Origin of the sequence: Cupriavidus necator N-1 (assembly GCF_000219215.1) — a bacterium.
Taxonomy (GTDB): Bacteria; Pseudomonadota; Gammaproteobacteria; order Burkholderiales; family Burkholderiaceae; genus Cupriavidus; species Cupriavidus necator.
Window position 1 is genome coordinate 3,523,837 of the sequence record NC_015726.1, and the last position, 16,487, is coordinate 3,540,323.

15 protein-coding genes are annotated in these 16,487 nt (G+C 67.5%); 2 read left to right on the forward strand and 13 right to left on the reverse strand.

The features are described from left to right. Nucleotides 1–83: 83 nt before the first annotated feature. The 8 genes from CNE_RS16490 to pilM all read right to left on the reverse strand — a co-directional run bounded on the left by CNE_RS16490 (nt 84) and on the right by pilM (nt 8,382). The gene (locus tag CNE_RS16490; protein WP_013958219.1) at nt 84–1,220 is read right to left on the reverse strand and encodes a deoxyguanosinetriphosphate triphosphohydrolase; all 1,137 of its coding nucleotides are present in this window, start codon (nt 1,218–1,220) and stop codon (nt 84–86) included. Nucleotides 1,221–1,268: 48 nt separating this feature from the next. Continuing rightward, nucleotides 1,269–2,375, reverse strand: coding sequence for a 3-dehydroquinate synthase (gene aroB / locus CNE_RS16495; protein WP_013958220.1), 1,107 nt, complete (start codon nt 2,373–2,375; stop codon nt 1,269–1,271). After that, nucleotides 2,372–2,932, reverse strand: coding sequence for a shikimate kinase (locus tag CNE_RS16500; protein ID WP_041228204.1), 561 nt, complete (start codon nt 2,930–2,932; stop codon nt 2,372–2,374). Before CNE_RS16500 ends, aroB begins: the two co-directional genes overlap by 4 nt. A 345-nt stretch (nt 2,933–3,277) precedes the next feature. Further along, complete coding sequence (gene pilQ, locus CNE_RS16505; protein ID WP_013958222.1) at nt 3,278–5,416, reverse strand: type IV pilus secretin PilQ; 2,139 nt, start codon at nt 5,414–5,416, stop codon at nt 3,278–3,280. After that, the gene (locus CNE_RS16510) at nt 5,413–5,964 is read right to left on the reverse strand and encodes a pilus assembly protein PilP (protein ID WP_013958223.1); all 552 of its coding nucleotides are present in this window, start codon (nt 5,962–5,964) and stop codon (nt 5,413–5,415) included. Before CNE_RS16510 ends, pilQ begins: the two co-directional genes overlap by 4 nt. After that, complete coding sequence (locus CNE_RS16515) at nt 5,961–6,632, reverse strand: type IV pilus inner membrane component PilO (RefSeq protein WP_013958224.1); 672 nt, start codon at nt 6,630–6,632, stop codon at nt 5,961–5,963. Before CNE_RS16515 ends, CNE_RS16510 begins: the two co-directional genes overlap by 4 nt. A gap of 2 nt (nt 6,633–6,634) precedes the next feature. Then, on the reverse strand, nt 6,635–7,294 hold the full coding sequence (locus CNE_RS16520) for a PilN domain-containing protein (protein ID WP_013958225.1): 660 nt from the start codon (nt 7,292–7,294) through the stop codon (nt 6,635–6,637). A 17-nt stretch (nt 7,295–7,311) separates the two neighbouring features. Next, the gene (gene pilM, locus CNE_RS16525; RefSeq protein WP_035820419.1) at nt 7,312–8,382 is read right to left on the reverse strand and encodes a type IV pilus assembly protein PilM; all 1,071 of its coding nucleotides are present in this window, start codon (nt 8,380–8,382) and stop codon (nt 7,312–7,314) included. A gap of 402 nt (nt 8,383–8,784) precedes the next feature. Here pilM and CNE_RS16530 point away from each other — a divergent pair, with 402 nt between their 5' ends. After that, nucleotides 8,785–11,157 (forward strand): penicillin-binding protein 1A, encoded by a 2,373-nt coding sequence (locus CNE_RS16530; RefSeq protein WP_013958227.1) that lies wholly within the window; start codon nt 8,785–8,787, stop codon nt 11,155–11,157. Nucleotides 11,158–11,228: 71 nt separating this feature from the next. On the opposite strand, the gene cyaY is transcribed toward CNE_RS16530, so the two are convergent. After that, a complete protein-coding gene (cyaY, locus tag CNE_RS16535; protein WP_010812358.1) occupies nt 11,229–11,564 on the reverse strand; it encodes an iron donor protein CyaY in 336 nt (111 codons plus the stop codon). A gap of 381 nt (nt 11,565–11,945) precedes the next feature. Between cyaY and lysA the strand changes: the two genes are divergently transcribed. Beyond that, entirely contained in the window at nt 11,946–13,205 is a 1,260-nt protein-coding gene (gene lysA, locus CNE_RS16540; protein WP_041228208.1) for a diaminopimelate decarboxylase, read from the forward strand. 21 nt (nt 13,206–13,226) lie between these two features. Here the strand turns inward: lysA and msrQ are convergent, their stop codons facing one another. The 4 genes from msrQ to CNE_RS16560 form a co-directional block, all read right to left on the reverse strand. After that, the gene (gene msrQ, locus CNE_RS16545; RefSeq protein ID WP_013958229.1) at nt 13,227–13,925 is read right to left on the reverse strand and encodes a protein-methionine-sulfoxide reductase heme-binding subunit MsrQ; all 699 of its coding nucleotides are present in this window, start codon (nt 13,923–13,925) and stop codon (nt 13,227–13,229) included. Further along, nucleotides 13,925–14,926 (reverse strand): protein-methionine-sulfoxide reductase catalytic subunit MsrP, encoded by a 1,002-nt coding sequence (gene msrP / locus CNE_RS16550; RefSeq protein ID WP_013958230.1) that lies wholly within the window; start codon nt 14,924–14,926, stop codon nt 13,925–13,927. Before msrP ends, msrQ begins: the two co-directional genes overlap by 1 nt. A gap of 179 nt (nt 14,927–15,105) precedes the next feature. Further along, nucleotides 15,106–15,948: an anti-sigma factor family protein gene (locus CNE_RS16555; protein ID WP_041228210.1), complete on the reverse strand. Its 843-nt coding sequence runs from the start codon at nt 15,946–15,948 to the stop codon at nt 15,106–15,108. Next, entirely contained in the window at nt 15,945–16,487 is a 543-nt protein-coding gene (locus tag CNE_RS16560; RefSeq protein ID WP_013958232.1) for an RNA polymerase sigma factor, read from the reverse strand. The genes CNE_RS16555 and CNE_RS16560 overlap by 4 nt, the downstream gene beginning before the upstream one ends.

A 16,487-nucleotide genomic window follows, 5' to 3' on the forward strand; every position in this document is an offset into this window, starting at 1 on the left:
TGATGCCCGCATGATAGCCTGATCCGTCCCCACTTATGCGGCAGGCTGGCGCGCCGATCGGAGGGCCAGCCCGAACGCGGCCGTCAGTTGCCTTCGCTGACGGCGAAGATGCGGCGGTGCTCGCGGATCGCGTAGCGGTCGGTCATGCCCGCGATGTAGTGGGCAATCAGCCGCGACTGGTCGCCCCCATGGCTGGCCTGGTACTGCGGCGGCAGCAGGCGCGGGTCGGACATGAAGGCCTGGAACAGGTCACCGACAATGCGCTGCGCCTTGGCCGACATGCGCATCACCAGATAGTGCCGGTACAGGTGCCGGAACAGGAAGCGCTTGAGTTCGGCCGCTTCTTCATGCATCTGCGGGCTGAAGCCGACCAGCGGGCCGGCGGCGCGCACCGCGTCGATATTGCGCGGGTTGGCCGCGGCGATATTGCGGCTGGTGGTCTCGATCAGGTCGACGATCAGCGTATTGATCATGCGCCGGACCGTCTCGTTGATGGCGCGCCGGCCGTTGACGGCGGGGAAGACAGCGGCCACCTCGGCGCGGTGGCGGGCCCACATCGGCACCTCGTCCAGCTGCTCCAGCGTCAGCAGCCCCGAGCGCAGGCCGTCGTCGATATCGTGGTTGTTGTAGGCGATCTCGTCGGCCAAGTTGGCCAGCTGCGCCTCCAGCGACGGCTGCGTGCCCTCCAGGAAGCGCCGGCCCAGCTCGCCCAGCGCCGAGGCATTGACCCGCGAGCAATGCTTGAGGATGCCCTCGCGCGTCTCGAAGGTCAGGTTCAGCCCGTTGAAGCCGCCGTAGCGCTCTTCCAGCTCGTCCACCACCAGCAGGCTCTGCAGGTTGTGCTCGAAGCCGCCATGGTTCTTCATGCAGGTATTGAGCGCATCCTGCCCAGCGTGGCCGAAGGGGGTGTGCCCCAGGTCGTGCGCCAGCGAGATCGCCTCGACCAGGTCTTCATTGAGGCGCAGGTTGCGCGCGATCGAGCGGGCGATTTGCGCCACCTCCAGGCTGTGGGTCAGCCGGGTGCGGAACAGGTCCCCTTCATGGTTGACGAAGACCTGGGTCTTGTACTCGAGCCGCCGGAACGCCGTGCTGTGGATGACCCGGTCGCGGTCGCGCTGGAATTCGCTGCGCGACAGCGATGCGGGTTCGGCATGCACCCGCCCGCGCGTCTGCGCAGAGCGGGCGGCGTAAGGGGCGAGATGGCTTTCAAAGTCGGTCATGCGGCGCGTCCGGTGGCTGGGGCGGGGTGGCGAGGCATAACCGATCGGTCAGGCGACCGGGGCCTCGGTGGGAGGTTTGAGCACGGCGTGCGCGAGCGTGGCGCGCAGGTCAGCGTCCGGCACGGTGGTGATGAACGCTTCGCCGAGCTGCTTCAGCAGGATGAACTTGATGCTGCCCGCCTCGGCCTTCTTGTCGACCTTCATCAATTCGATATAGCGGTCGGCACCGAGTTCCGGCGCCACCACGGGCAGGTTGGCGGCCTGCGTCAGCTCGCGGATGCGGGCGCGGGTTTCAGTGTCGATAAAGCCCAGCCGGTGCGACAGGTCGGCGGCCATCACCATGCCGCAGCCGACGGCCTCGCCGTGCAGCCAGGCGCCGTAGCCCATGCCGGCCTCGATCGCATGGCCGAAGGTGTGGCCGAAATTGAGGATGGCGCGCAGGCCGCCCTCGCGCTCGTCCTGGGCCACTACGCCGGCCTTGATCTCGCAGGAGCGCTGCACGGCGAGCGCCATCAGGTCCGGGTCGCAGGCATTCAGCGGCTTGATGTTGCGCTCGATCCAACCGAAGTACTCGGCATCGGCGATCGCGCCGTGCTTGATGACCTCGGCCATGCCGGCGGCCAGCTCGCGCGGGGGCAGCGTGCGCAGCGTGTCGATGTCGGCGATCACCGCGTTGGGCTGGTGGAACGCGCCGATCATGTTCTTGCCCAGCGGGTGGTTGATGCCGGTCTTGCCGCCCACCGACGAATCCACCTGCGCCAGCAGCGTGGTCGGCATCTGGATAAAGGGCACGCCGCGCATGTAGCAGGCGGCGGCAAACCCGGTCATGTCGCCCACCACGCCGCCGCCCAGCGCGACCAGCGTGGTCTTGCGGTCGGCGCCGGCCTGCAGCAGCGCGTCGAAGATCCGGTTCAGCGTTTCCCAGTGCTTGAAGGCTTCGCCGTCGGGCAGCGTCACGGTGCGCACGGTCTTGCCGAGCGCGGCCAGCGCAGCCTCGACGCGCGCCGCGTAGAGCGGGCCGACGGTTTCGTTGGTGACGATGACGGCGTGCTGGCCGCGCACATGCGGGCGCAGCAGTTCGGCGTTGTCCAGCAGGCCGGTACCGATATGGATGGGGTAGCTGCGCTCGCCCAGGTCGACTTCAAGCGTAATCATGGATTGGGGTCCTGCGCCGGCGGCTCCGACGCTTCCTGCGGCGCGGAGGCCGGCTGCGGGGGATCGATCGGGAAACCGGCCATTTCAAGTTGCATCAACACCATATTAGCAAGCTGCGCCACCGAGGGCTTGCCGGTTTCGATGATGAAGTCCGCGACCTCGCGGTAAAGCGGGTCGCGCTCGGCATAGAGCGCCTCGAGCTTGCCCTTGGGGTCCTCGGTCTGCAGCAGCGGGCGGTTGCGGTCGTGGCGGGTGCGCAGCCACAGGTCGTGCGGGCTGGCGCGCAGGTATACGACCGTGCCGCGGGCCTTCAGCACCTCGCGGTTCTCGGCGCGCAGCACGGCGCCGCCGCCGGTGGCCAGCACGATGCCCTGGCGCGCGGCCAGCTCGCGGATCATTGCGGCCTCGCGGTCGCGGAAGCCGGCTTCGCCCTCGACTTCGAAGATCACCGGGATGCGCACACCGCAGTGCGCTTCCAGTTCATGGTCGGAATCGAAAAACGGATAGTGCAGGCGCCGCGCCACCGTGCGGCCAACGGTGGTCTTGCCGGCGCCCATCAGGCCGACGAAAAAGAGGTTGGGTCGATCGGATTCCGGTCGCTCGGAGTCGGATCGATCGGCGTCGCGCCGATCCTGGGCCTGGCGCTGTGCCGCCGGGCCTGTCGCTGAGGCTGTCACTGGACTGTCGTTCGGGAGCGTGGCATGTGGGCCGTCCTCCCCGGTTGGGAACTGCATCATCTTCTTATGTTGTGGCGCGGCCGGCAAGTGGCGAATGCGGCATGGCCCACATGGCTGGCTCGTCCCAGGGCCGCCTCCGGGCCTCCCGCGACGCGCAAAAAAAGGCCGCATCCCTCGATGCGGCCTGCCAGTCTACTGTATCCGGCGCCTCCGGACGCCATGTCCCTACCTGAGCGACACGCTCTCGTTCAGGATGCGCGGGGTCAGGAACACCAGCAGCTCGGTGCGGTTGCGCACCTTGGCGTTGCTCTTGAACAGGTTGCCCAGCACCGGGATATCGCCCAGCAGCGGCACCTTGTCGGTGTCGTTGGACTCGGTCTGGGTGTAGATGCCGCCGATCACCACCGTGCCGCCGTTCTCCACCAGCACCTGGGTCTGCACGTGCTTGGTGTCGATGGCAAAGCCCGAGGTGGTCTGGATGCCCACGCTGTCCTTGTTCACGTCCACATCGAGCAGCACATTGCCTTCGGGCGTGATCTGCGGCGTCACTTCCAGCTTCAGGTTGGCCTTGCGGAACTGCACCGAGGTCGCGCCACTGGAGGTCGCCGCCTGGTACGGCAGCTCGGTACCCTGCTCGATCAGCGCCTTGATGTTGTTGGCCGTGACCACGCGCGGGCTGGAGATGATCTTGCCCTTGCCGTCCGCTTCCAGTGCCGACAGCTCCAGCGCCAGGAAACGCGTGGCGGCGCTGTTGAACAGGCTCACCGCGATATTGGCCGGGTTGGTGCCGTTGATGGCGCCTGCCGGCAGGCTCAGGAACGGGCCGTTGTCCGAGGTGGAGCCCGGCAGCACGTTGTTGTAGGTGTTGCCGACCTTGGCGTTGTTGTACTGCCCGGCAAAGCCCAGCTTCACGCCCAGGTTGCGGCTGAAGGTATCGGTGGCCTCGACGATACGCGCCTCGATGATCACCTGGCGCACCGGGATGTCGATCTTGCCGATGAAGTTCTGCACCTCCTCCAGCTTGGTGGCGATATCCGAGACGAAGAGCTGGTTGGTGCGCGCATCGGCCGTCAGCGAACCGCGCTTGGACAGCATGCGCGTGCTGGCGCCCGCCGCCCCTGCCACGCCAATGGGCGCCGCCGCAGCAGCACCGCCGCCCGCCCCCAGGCCCAGCAGCATCTTGCGCACGTCTTCGGCACGCTGGTAGTTGAGCTGGAACACCTGGCTGCGGATCGGCTCCAGGTCACTGATCTGCTGCTGCGACTCCAGCTCCAGCTTCTCCTTGGTCTGCAGCTCCGCCTTGGGCGCTACCCACAGCACATTGCCGTTGCGGCGCGAGGCCAGGCCCTTGGCATCCATCACGATCTGCAGCGCCTGGTCCCACGGCACGTCCTTCAGGCGCAACGTGATGTTGCCCTGCACGCTTTCGCTGGTGATGATGTTCAGGTTGGTGAAATCGGCGAACACCTGCAGCAGCGAGCGGATGTCGATGTTCTGGAAGTTCAGCGACAGGCGCTCGCCGCGGTAGCCCGGGCCACTGATCAGCTTGGTCGGGTCTTCCTTGACCGGGCGCACCTCTACCACGAACTGGGTATCGGTCTGGTACGAGCTGTATTCCCAGTTGCCGCGCGGCTCGATCGTCAGGCGCGCGTTGCCGTTGGCGTCCGAGGCATGCATGCCCTGCACCGGCGTGCCGAAGTCGCTGACGTCGAAGCGACGCCGCAGGTTGTCTGGCAGCGTGGTGCCGAGGAAATCGACCACGACGTTCTTGCCCTGCTGCGCGATATTGATGCCCGAATCGCGCGAGGACAGGTCCACCACCACGCGCCCGGCGCCATCGGCACCGCGGCGGAAGTCGACATTGCGCACCGACGGCCGCGCCGCAGCGGCTGCAGGCGTCGCCGTCGCCGCCGGCGCAAACGTGGGCGCGGCGTTTTTGAGCGCCGGCGCCACGTTATCCAGCGCCACCACGAAGTAGTTGCCGCGCTGGTCGGTGCGATAGGTGGCGTTGCGCGTGAGGTCGAGGATCACGCGGGTACGGTCGCCGATCTGCACCACGTTGGCGGACTTGACCAGCTTGCCGCCGTAGTCGTACTGCGCGCGCCGGTTGGCAAAGCCGGTATCGAAGAAATCGATCGCGAGCCGTGCCGGGTTCTGCGTGGTGAAATCCGCCGGCTTCTGCGCCAGCGGCCGTTCGAGCTCGATCGTGAACACGGTCTGCTCCCCGACCATGCTGACGTCAACCGCCTTGATCCGGTTGCTCTGTGCCAGCGCGGCCGGCGCGGCAATCACCAGCAACAGCGCCAGCGCCATCGTTGTCTTTGCGGCGCCCGCAAGCGCACGGTACCAGCGCGTAAGGGTCATGCCGCCACCTCCAGCTTCAGGCTGGTCATTTTCTCTTTCCACTCTGATACCCCCTCCCGGACCAATTCGCGCAGCACGATCTCCTGATCGGTGATGCGGACCACCCGGCCATAGCTCTGGCCGAGATACTGACCCACCTTGACATGGTGGATCTTGTTATCAACCCGCACGATGCCGAAGGTCTCCCCGTGCTTCATCATCATCCCGAGCATCTTGAAGTTCTCGAGCGGGTAGTCCTCCAGCGGCTCGCGGCGCCGCCCGGCTTCGGGCGAATCCGCCAGCGTCTTGTTCAGCTCGCCGATCTTGGCCTGCGCGAACGGCTCGGGCGCCTTGGCCGCGGCGTACTCGCGCGGCACATAGGGCCGGGCGTCGGGCAGCGGCTCGGGCGGCTTGGCGCGCGCGCTGCGGGTGGCATCCATCCACTGGCGCAAGGCGTCTTCATCGCTGGCGCCGCAGGCTCCCAGCAGGCCGACGGCCAGCGCCGCCGCCGCGAACGTGCGTGGCGCCGTGGTCCAGGCGAGGCTGCGGGTACGCGCGGTGCGGCTCATTTGGCACCTCCTGCCTTGGCTGCCGCAGCGGTTGCCGCGGCCTTGCGCTGCGCGGCCTGCTCGTCCGGGTCGAGCGCGCGGTAGGCCATCGCCACCGCCTCCATCGACATCCCGCCATCCTTGGTATTGGCCAGCTGCAGGTTCTGCATCGAGACGATCCGCGACAGTGCCGCCACGTCGGCATTGAACTGCGCCACCTCGTGGTAGCGCCCGGTCACGCGCAGGTTCACCGGGATCTCGGCGAAGTAGGGCTTGATCACCGCCCCCTGCGGCTTGAACAGCTCGAACTGCAGCCCGCGTGCGACGCCGGCGTGGTTGACGTCGGCCAGCAGTGCATCCATTTCGGCCTTGTTGGGCAGCTGCCGCTCCAGCAGCGCCACGCGCTGCTCCACCTGCTTCTTCTGCTCGCGCAGCGCGTCCAGGTTGGCCACCTGCGCCACCTTGGACTGGTACGCCTGCTTCAGGCTTTCCTGCTCCTGGCGCTGGCGGTCGAGTTCGTCGAACCTGGCGCTCCAGTAGAACTGCCAGCCCAGCAGCAGCACCACGGCCGCGGCCAGCACCGCGAACAGCACGCGCGGCGCGGCCGGCCACGTCTCCGGTTCGCTCAGGTTGAGCCCGCGGAACTGGCCGGTCAGGTCGGCCAGGTTGATTTCAGTATTGAGCGCCATGGTCAGGCCTTTCCGGCTGCGGGTGCGGGAACTGGGGCGGCTGCGGGTGCGGAGGCGCCCGGCACGGCCTTCTTGCCGTCGGCCGCCGCTTCCGGCGCGCGATACGTGAAGCGCATCGAGAACTCGAACAACCGGCGCTGCTCGCGCAGGTTGTTGGTCATGGTGACGGCCTTGGATTCGACCAGCTCGGCCTTGTCCAGCCAGGCCACCCCGCTCAGGTTGCGCAGCAGCTCGGAAATGCGCTCGTTGGACTGCGCCACGCCCGCGATGGTGAAGGCCTCGCCGGTCTGCTTCAGGCTGGTCAGGTAGACGCCTTCTGGCACCTGCCGCACCAGTTCCTCAAGCAGCTGCACCGGGCGGTTGCGCTCGGTCTGCAGGCTTTCAACGGCCTTCTGGCGCTGCAGCAGCGCGTCGATGTCCTTCTTCAGGCTGTTGACCTCGCGGATCTGCCCGTCCAGCTTGGCGTTCTCAGCGCTCAATACCTGGTTGAGCGCGACCACCGAAGCGATGCGCCCGTCGATATAGTAGCCACCCAGCAGCACCACGGCAGCGCCAGCCACTGCGGCGCCGGCCAGCATCGTATAGACCTTCTTGCGGCGTGCTGCCTTGCGGGCTTCGTGGTAAGGCAGCAGGTTGACCGAAGGCAGTGTGTTCGTAGACATCTGATGCCTCCGGTGCGTTATTGCAGGCCGCGCAGGGCCAGGCCGGCACTGACGATATACGCCGGCAGGTCGCGCTGCAGGTAGCGCTCGTTGACCTTGGCGTTGGTCGCCATGTTGGCGAACGGGTTCGCCAGCGTGGTGGTGATCTTGGTCTGGTGCTGGATCGCCGATTGCACGCCGAGCAGCGACGCATGCCCGCCCGAGAGCAGGATCTCGTCGACCCGGCCCAGGCTGGAACTGGCGATGAAGTTGCCGACCGCGGACTGTACTTCCATCGCCAGTGCATCCAGCGACGGCTTGAGCAGCTGCGCGCGCCAGGCTTCAGGCAGCGTGTTCTTGCGTTTCTTGATCTCGGCCTTGAGCGCGTCGAGGGTGAACATGCGCGCCGCACTCTGCGTGAGCTGATCGCCGTAGCTGTTCAGCGGCTGCTCGTAGAGTTCTTTCCAGCCCTGGTAGAAGATTGCCTTGGAACGGCTGCCGCCCAGGTGGATCACCGCCACCACCGGCAGCGCGCGCGCATCGGCCTCGGGCATCTCATGCGGCACGCCCAGCATCTGTACGATCGAGCGCTGCACCGCGTATTCCTCGACATCCATGACCTGGGGCTTGAGCCCGGCCATCTCGGCCGCGGTCACGCGCTCCTGCACGCGGTCGCTGTTGGCCGCCGTGACGCGCACGCCGATACCGCCTTCGGTCTCGCTGGGGCCGATCACGGCGAAGTCGAAGTTGACCGCCTGCGACGGCGGATAAAGCCGGTGCGCCTCGGATTCGACCTGGGAATACAGCTCGTCTTCGGACAGGTTGTCCGGCAGGCTGACCGTCTGTGACTCCGTCAGCATGGACGGCACGCCCAGCACCACGTCCTTCGAACGGATGCCGGCCTTGCCCAGCGCGCGTTTGAGCGCGATCCCGACGGCCTCGATATTGATGACGTTGCCATCGGCAACGGCGTTGCGGTCCAGCAGTTCGCTGGCGCATTTTTCCAGCCGGTAATCTTGCCTGCTGCCCCCTACGGACAGCTCGACTACCTTGACACTGGACGACCCGATATCCACACCGACCGTAGTCCGGCGTAGAAGCCCCGACAAAATGCCCCGACGCAAGGTGACCCCCTGACTTTTGAACTCGCCCCTGGCTTGAACGCTCTAATCGGGCGAGCCTTGTTTCTTGAATGAAACGTTTGCTCTTTTATGTTGGTCGATTCTCACAAAATCCAGCATCGGTGGCAATGTGCCGAACTGGCGCCGAGTTCTTTTTGAGAAGCCCCTCGCCAATCCGTTGCCAAAACCCCACGGTCGTCGGGTTCCCTTCCGGGCGCGCTTGTGCGCCCGCCCGTACGCCTTTAGCTGCATGCAACGTCGCCGTGCATGCCAGCATTCGCCACATTACATCTTGTAACAGCGCGATAGCGGCGCCCGCACCACTGTACGCCCGGACGGGCCTATGCCGGAAGATATAATCCCGGGCACCCCTGACTAGGTATTTCCCTTATGGCCACCGCACAACACAAGTCCCACCCTGCCCGCCGCTCGATCTGGGCGCGGCTCATGTTCGGGGCGGTCGGACTGGTTGTCGCCGGAGCCGTCGTGATCGCGCTGCTGTTTGGCTACGCGCTGCTGGTGGCTGCGCCCAACCTGCCATCGCTGGACACCATCACCGACTACCGGCCCAAGATCCCGCTACGCATCTACACCGCGGACAATGTGCTGATCGGCGAATTCGGCGAAGAGCGGCGCAACTTCGTGCCCATCGCCGAGATTCCGGACGTGATGAAAAAGGCGGTTCTGGCGATCGAGGACGACCGCTTCTACGAGCACGGCGGCGTCGACTTCGTCGGCGTGCTGCGCGCCGGGCTGGCCAACCTGCGCGGCGGGCTGTCGCAGGGCGCCTCCACCATCACCATGCAGGTGGCGCGCAACTTCTTCCTGTCCAGCGAGAAGACCTACACGCGCAAGATCTACGAGATGCTGCTGGCGTACAAGATCGAGGCCAATCTGAGCAAGGACCAGATCCTCGAGCTGTACATGAACCAGATCTACCTGGGCCAGCGCGCCTATGGCTTCGACAGCGCCGCGCGCGTGTATTTCGGCAAGTCGGTGCGCGACGTGACGCCGGCCGAGGCCGCCATGCTGGCCGGCCTGCCCAAGGCGCCGTCGGCGTACAACCCGGTGGTCAACCCGCGCCGCGCCAAGGTGCGCCAGGAGTACATCCTGCAGCGCATGCGCGACCTGGGCTATATCACGCCCGACCAGTACGAGCAGGCGGTGCATGCCGAGCTGAAGGTGCGCACCGAGGGCAACGAGTTCTCCACCCACGCCGAGTACGTCGCCGAGATCGTGCGCCAGCTGATGTACGCGCAGTACCGCGAAGAAACCTACACGCGCGGCCTGACGGTCTACACCACGCTGACCAAGCCGGACCAGGACGCCGCCTATGAGTCCGTGCGCTCCGGCATCATGAACTACGAGCGCAAGCACGGCTACCGCGGCCCCGAAGCCTTTATCGACCTGCCCTCTGACCCGGCCGAGCGCGAGCAGGCCATCGACGATGCGCTGGTCGAGCACCCCGGCAGCGGCGACCTGCGCTCGGCCGTGGTCACCAGCGTGTCGGCCAGGCAGGTGAAGGCGACGCTGCTATCCGGCGAAGTGGCAACCATCGAAGGCCCGGCGCTGCGCTTTATCTCGCCGTCGCTGTCGTCCAACGCGCAACCCAAGATGAAGATGCGCCCCGGCGCGGTCATCCGCGTGACCCAGGACGAGAAACGCGACTGGTCGGTGACCCAGCTGCCGGAAGTGGCCGCGGCGTTCGTGTCGATCAACCCGCAGGACGGCGAGATCCGTTCGATGGTGGGCGGCTTCGACTTCAACCGCAACAAGTTCAATCACGTGACCCAGGCCTGGCGCCAGCCGGGTTCCAGCTTCAAGCCGTTCATCTACTCGGCCGCGCTGGAAAAGGGCTTCTCGCCGGCCACGGTGATCAACGACGCGCCGCTGACGATCGGCCCCGATACCGGCGGCCAGGTGTGGGAACCGAAGAACTATGACGGCCGCTTCGAGGGCCCGATGACCATGCGCCGCGCGCTGGCCAAGTCCAAGAACCTGGTCTCGGTGCGGATCCTGCGCGCGATCGGCACGCAGTACGCGCAGGACTACATCACGCGCTTCGGCTTCGAGGCGGACAAGCACCCGGCCTACCTGCCGATGGCGCTGGGTTCGGGCGCCGTGACGCCGCTGCAGATGGCGGGCGCGTACTCGGTGTTCGCCAACGGCGGCTACCGCGTCAACCCGTACCTGATCCAGAAGGTGGTGGACGCGCGCGGCAACGTGATCTCCGAAACCCAGCCGCAGCGCGCCGGCAGCGACGCGGTGCGGGTGCTGGACGCACGCACCGCCTTTATCGCCGACACCATGCTGCGCGACGTGGTGCGCATGGGCACCGCCAACAGCGCCAAGCAGCGCCTGGGCCGCAACGACCTGGCGGGCAAGACCGGCACCACCAACGACGCGGTCGATGCCTGGTTCGCCGGCTACACGCCCAACCTGGTGGCGATCGCCTGGATGGGCTACGACCAGCCCAAGAGCCTGGGCGTGCGCGAAACCGGTGGCGGCCTGGCCCTGCCGATCTGGGTGGGCTACATGAGCAAGGCGCTCAAGGGCGTGCCGGAGTCGCCCGAGCGCCCTGCGCCGGAAGGCGTGCTGATGGTGGGCGGCGACTGGACCTTCGAAGAGAACGCCGGCGGCGCCGGCGTGGCTTCGGTGGGCCTGGGCGATCCGTGGCCGGGCAAGCAGGAGGAATCGGCCACCGCGCCGGCCGACACCGAGGCCGAGAAGAAGAAGATCCTGGAGATGTTCGGCGGCGCCTGATCACGGCCGCCAGACAGCAGAAAGCCGGCCACGAGGCCGGCTTTTCTTTTGCCCGCGAGGCAGGCTTTGCGTCAGCCCAGCGTGAGGGCCGCGCCGGCCTGCTCGCTGACGTAGCCCGACAGCGCCGCGTACAGCTCGCCGCCGTTGCGGGTGTCGATCCAGCGCTCGCCGTCGCGGCGGAAGTGGAAGCCGCCGGCGCGCGCGGCCACCCACAGCTCCTGCATCGGCGCCTGGCTGTTGATGATGATCTTGGTGCCGTTCTCGAACTCCAGCTCCATCACGTTGCCGGTACGGCTGATCTCAATATCGGCGTCGGCCGCGTCGGCGGCCGCCTCGACCGTGGCTTCGATGCGGTCCAGCTCCTGCGTGGCCAGGGCCAGGAACTCGCTTTCGCTCAAGGGGGGCATGCTAAACTCCGAGACCGCCGTTGCCGCCGCTGCCCGGACCGGGCGTACGTGGCGCGAACGGCTTTTTTGTTAAGAATCCTTCGGATGCCCGGCCGTTGCGCGTCGGGCCATCCAACGCCTTGCCAACAGCCTAAAGGACGACCCGATGCTGCGTCGTGTTGCGATTGTATCGGCGTTTGCCGCCGCCCTTGCGATGCCCCTACTGGGCGGATGCGGCATCCGCGGGCCGCTGACCATGCCCAAAGTGCCACCCGAGCCGACCCCGCCGACCGTGACGGACCCGGGCCTGGGCCGCGCCGATGCCATGCCGGCCCCGCCTTCCACCCCTGCCCCCGCCACGCAACCGGCCTCGCCCCCTGCCGCCCCCACCACCCGATAACCATGACCGCATTTTTCCATCGCCAGGACGGCGCGCTTGCCGTCGAGCAGGTGCCGCTGGCGCGCATTGCCGCTGAATTCGGCACGCCGACCTATGTGTACTCGCGCGCGGCGCTGACCGCTGCCTACCAGGCCTACGCCGCCGCCTGCCAGGGCCGCAAGGCGCAGGTCCAGTACGCCATGAAGGCAAACTCCAACCTGGCGGTGCTGCAGGTGTTTGCCAAGCTCGGTGCCGGCTTCGACATCGTCTCGGGCGGCGAGCTCAAGCGCGTGCTGGCCGCCGGCGGCGACCCGCGCAAGGTGGTGTTCTCCGGCGTGGGCAAGAGCGCGGCGGAAATGGAACTGGCGCTGGCACACGACGTGCGCTGCTTCAATGTCGAGTCGATCCCCGAGCTGGACCGCCTGAACGAAATGGCCGGCCGCATGGGCAAGCGTGCGCGCGTGTCGCTTCGCATCAATCCGGACGTTGATGCGAAGACGCACCCGTATATCTCCACCGGCCTGAAGGGCAACAAGTTCGGCATCGCCTTCGAGGACGTACTGCCGACCTACCGCGCCGCGGCCGCGCTGCCGCACCTGGAAGTGACCGGCATCGACTGCCATATCGGTTCGCAGATCACTGAGGTGGAGCCCTATCTTGAAGCGCTGGACAAGGTGCTGGACGTGGTCGAGGCGCTGGAGCGCGACGGCATCCGCCTGGAGCATATCGACGTTGGCGGCGGCCTGGGCATCACCTACACCGACGAAACCCCGCCGGACATCACCGGCTTTGCCACTACGCTGCTGGAACGCGTGGCCGCGCGCGGTCACGGCCACCGCGAGGTGCTGTTCGAGCCGGGCCGCTCGCTGGTGGGCAACGCCGGCGTGCTGCTGACGCAGGTGGAGTTCCTCAAGCCCGGCGCGGCCAAGAACTTCTGCATCGTCGATGCCGCCATGAACGACCTGGCACGCCCGGCGATGTACGAGGCCTACCACCGCATCGAGCCGGTGGTGCGGCGCGACGCGCAAGCGGTGACCTACGACATCGTCGGCCCGGTGTGCGAATCGGGCGACTGGCTGGGCCGCGACCGCGCGCTGGCGGTGCAGCCGGGCGACCTGCTGGCAGTGATGTCGGCCGGTGCCTACGGCTTCACCATGAGCTCCAACTACAACACCCGCCCGCGTGCCGCCGAAGTGATGGTCGATGGCGCCACGGTGCACCTGGTGCGCGAGCGCGAACTGGTCGAGGACCTGTTCCGCGACGAACGCCTGCTGCAGGACTGAATCCCAAAACGCCCGGCCCGCCTACGCGGCGGGCTGGCGCGCCCCCGCGGGCTTGCGCAGCCGCCACCACAGCCGCATCCCCAGCAGCACGAACACCACCGCGGCGTAGATCGACACTTCGCCAAAGTCGTTCTTGCCCGCCTTGTGCCACCAGTAGTGCAGGATGGCCAGCACGGCGATCGCATAGACCAGCTTGTGCAGCGCCTGCCAGCGCTTGCCGCCCAGCCAGCGCACCATGCCGTTAGTCGAAGTCAGCGCCAGCGGGATCATCAGCATGAAGGCAGTGAAACCGACCGTAATGAAGGGCCGCTTGTACACGTCCTTGATCATGTAGGCGAGGTCAAAACCGCGATCCACCCCGATCCACAGCAGGAAGTGCTGCAGGCCGTAGAAGAACGCAAACAGGCCCAGCATGCGCCGCAGCTTGATCAGCCAGTTCCAGCCAGTGAGGCGGCGCAGCGGGGTGATGGTCAGCGTCAGGCACAACATCACCAGCGTCCAGGTGCCGGTGGAGCGGGTCACGAATTCAAGCGGATTGGCGCCGAACTGTTCCGTGGCACCCAGGTACAGCAGCCGTACGAACGGCAGCAGCGCCAGCAGCCAGAGCGCAAGCTTGAGCGCGCGCACGCGCTGCGGCGACAACGTGGCCAGGCCGACCGGCTTGCGCGCCGCCACGGCGGCGGCGCTGGTGGATGAGGTAGCCATGTGTTCGCCTTGCATCAGAAGAACTTCTTCAGGTCCATGCCCTGGTACAGCGAGGCGACCTGCTGGCCGTAGCCATTGAACGGCAGGGTCTTGCGCTTGGGTGCGAACAACGCGCCAAAGCCGCTGCCGCGCTCCTCGCCGATGCGGCGCTCGGTGGCCTGGCTCCAGCGCGGATGGTCCACGTCCGGGTTCACGTTCGAATAGAAGCCGTACTCCTGTGGCGCGGCCAGGTTCCAGCTGGTGGGCGGCTGCTTGTCGACAAAGCGGATCTTCACGATCGACTTGGCGCTCTTGAAGCCATACTTCCACGGCACCACCATGCGCACCGGCGCGCCATTCTGGTTGGGCAGGGCCTCGCCATACAGGCCGAAGGTCAGCAGCGCCAGCGGGTGCATGGCCTCGTCCATGCGCAGGCCCTCGCTGTACGGCCAGTCGAGCACGCCGCTGCTGACGCCGGGCATCTGCTTCTTGTCGGCCAGCGTGATGAACTGGATGTACCTGGCACCAGGCTGCGGCTCGACGCGCCGGATCAGCTCGGCCAGCGGGTAGCCGACCCACGGGATCACCATCGACCAGCCCTCCACGCAGCGCAGGCGGTAGACGCGCTCTTCCATTGCCGCCAGCTTCATCAGCTCGTCCAGGTCATAGACCTTGGGCTTCTTCACCAGCCCTTCCACCGACACCTGCCACGGGCGCGGGCGCAGCGTGCCGGCGTTGCGCGCCGGGTCGGACTTGTCGGTGCCGAATTCGTAGAAGTTGTTGTAGGTGGTGACATCCTCGAAGGGCGTGCGCTTGTCGGTGATGATGTAGGCGTTGTTGGGTGTGGCGGCCAGCTTGTGGCCGTGCTGCCCCTGCGCCAGGGCCTGGCGCGCAAACCACGGCGCCAGCGTGCTCCTGGCGGCGCCGGCGGCGGCCAGCGCCAGCACGCGGCGGCGCGCTTCGAAGACGTGACGGGGCGTGATCTCGCTGGCGGCGATATCGCCGCCGCGCAGCCATTTGGGGGAAGGGATCAGCATGGTTTTCCTCGTTGCCTGGCCGTGCCGGCGCCGGTTGCGCCAACACGCTTGCAGAATTGGACTCTGGCCTTGGTCGGAGAGTGCGGGCCAGTCCTGACAGTTTTTTGTGCCTGCGTCGGAATGCCGCGGGTCATGAGGCGTCAGACGCACGCAATGTGCCGCCTGCACCTCGCGCCCGGCTATCCGCCCTGGTATTGCTGGTACACCACCTGCGCCAGCGTCAGCAGCCGCGCCCGTTCCAGCGGGCCCGCCAGCGCAAAGCCGAGGTCGCGGTCGATCCAGTAGAAGGCCATCATTGGGTCGCGGCCGGGGGCTGGCCGCCTGGTGCCCGCGCCTGGCATGCGCTCGACGCGGAAGCCCGTATCGGGCGTGCCCTGTGCCATGCGCCGCAGCTGCAGCGACAGGCGCGTACCGTCGTCCGCTTCATACATCAGGATGGCCGACGGGCCGCCCTCGGCCACGCCCAGCCGGCCGCCGATCAGGTGGAAGCCCTGCGCGCGCAGGTCCGGCACCTGCAGCGCCTTGCCCAGGCGCTTGGACAGCCATGCGATCAGGTGGGCCTCTTCCGTCGCCGCGACTTCCACCGGGTGGCGCATTTCCGGAGCGTAGACCGCGTGCGTGGCCAGCGCCTCGCGCGCAAAGCGCTCGCCGGGCGCCATCGCCACGGACACGCCGCCAAGGCGGCCATGGGCCAGCCAGCCGAGAACGCCGCCGACAGACAGCAGCGCCACCGACGCGCAGGTGGCCGCCAGCGCCATGGTCCAGCGCGGCCGCCGTAGTCGCGCGTTGTCGCGCCGGCCATCGCCATGCAGCCCGGGCGGCAAGGCCGCGAGCGGCACCGGTTCGTTCAATATCGGATCCAGCCCCCCGTGCAAGGCATCGGCCTGCCGGCGCCAGGCGGCAACCTGCGCCGCCGCGTCCGGGTGCTGCGCCAGGTACGCCTCCACGGCCGCACGGCGCGCGCCGGAAAGCTGGCCATCGGCGTAGGCGTGGAGATCGGCTTCGTGGATGGCGGACATCATTTCACCCGCTGCAGGGGCTTGCCGGAAGCCGCCGGCGCGGCAGCGGGCGCCTTGCCGTCGAGCAGCCGGCGCATCTGCTCGCGCGCCCGCGCCAGGCGCGACATGACCGTACCCTGCGGCACGTCGAGCACGCGCGCGGCCTCCGCATACGTCAGTTGCTCCAGGCTGACCAGCAGCAGCACCGCGCGCTGCGCCTCCGGCAGTTGCGCCAGCGCCTGCACCAGGTCGCGGCGCAGGCCGGGGTCGTCAGCGGGGGCGCTGACCTCGGGCAGCGTATCGGTGGTGACCACCAGTTCCTTCCTGCGCACGGTATTCAGGCGCAGGCGGTGCATCAGGGTCAGCAGCCACGGCAGCAGGCCATCGGCGCCGTCGCCCCACCAGGCGCCGGGGCGCAGGCGGAAGCGCCAGCGGTAGCGCAGCGCGCGCTCGAGCGTGTCCTGCACCAGGTCGTCGGCCAGCGCCGCGTCGCCGGTGAGGCCGCGCGCATGGCGCCGCAGCCGCGGCGCCAGCGCGACGAGCTGGCCGTCAAACCCTTCCAT

What these genes read in the sequence shown, in the direction of transcription:
- CNE_RS16490 (WP_013958219.1), bottom strand. Translation starts at nt 1,220, where the DNA reads ATGACCGACTTTGAAAGCCATCTCGCCCCTTACGCCGCCCGCTCTGCG.
- lysA (WP_041228208.1), top strand. Translation starts at nt 11,946, where the DNA reads ATGACCGCATTTTTCCATCGCCAGGACGGCGCGCTTGCCGTCGAGCAG.
- CNE_RS16515 (WP_013958224.1), bottom strand. Translation starts at nt 6,632, where the DNA reads ATGGCGCTCAATACTGAAATCAACCTGGCCGACCTGACCGGCCAGTTC.
- msrQ (WP_013958229.1), bottom strand. Translation starts at nt 13,925, where the DNA reads ATGCAAGGCGAACACATGGCTACCTCATCCACCAGCGCCGCCGCCGTG.
- aroB (WP_013958220.1), bottom strand. Translation starts at nt 2,375, where the DNA reads ATGATTACGCTTGAAGTCGACCTGGGCGAGCGCAGCTACCCCATCCAT.
- CNE_RS16500 (WP_041228204.1), bottom strand. Translation starts at nt 2,932, where the DNA reads ATGGGCGCCGGCAAGACCACCGTTGGCCGCACGGTGGCGCGGCGCCTG.
- cyaY (WP_010812358.1), bottom strand. Translation starts at nt 11,564, where the DNA reads ATGCCCCCCTTGAGCGAAAGCGAGTTCCTGGCCCTGGCCACGCAGGAG.
- CNE_RS16520 (WP_013958225.1), bottom strand. Translation starts at nt 7,294, where the DNA reads ATGTCTACGAACACACTGCCTTCGGTCAACCTGCTGCCTTACCACGAA.
- pilQ (WP_013958222.1), bottom strand. Translation starts at nt 5,416, where the DNA reads ATGACCCTTACGCGCTGGTACCGTGCGCTTGCGGGCGCCGCAAAGACA.
- CNE_RS16530 (WP_013958227.1), top strand. Translation starts at nt 8,785, where the DNA reads ATGGCCACCGCACAACACAAGTCCCACCCTGCCCGCCGCTCGATCTGG.
- CNE_RS16555 (WP_041228210.1), bottom strand. Translation starts at nt 15,948, where the DNA reads ATGATGTCCGCCATCCACGAAGCCGATCTCCACGCCTACGCCGATGGC.
- CNE_RS16560 (WP_013958232.1), bottom strand. Translation starts at nt 16,487, where the DNA reads ATGGAAGGGTTTGACGGCCAGCTCGTCGCGCTGGCGCCGCGGCTGCGG.
- msrP (WP_013958230.1), bottom strand. Translation starts at nt 14,926, where the DNA reads ATGCTGATCCCTTCCCCCAAATGGCTGCGCGGCGGCGATATCGCCGCC.
- CNE_RS16510 (WP_013958223.1), bottom strand. Translation starts at nt 5,964, where the DNA reads ATGAGCCGCACCGCGCGTACCCGCAGCCTCGCCTGGACCACGGCGCCA.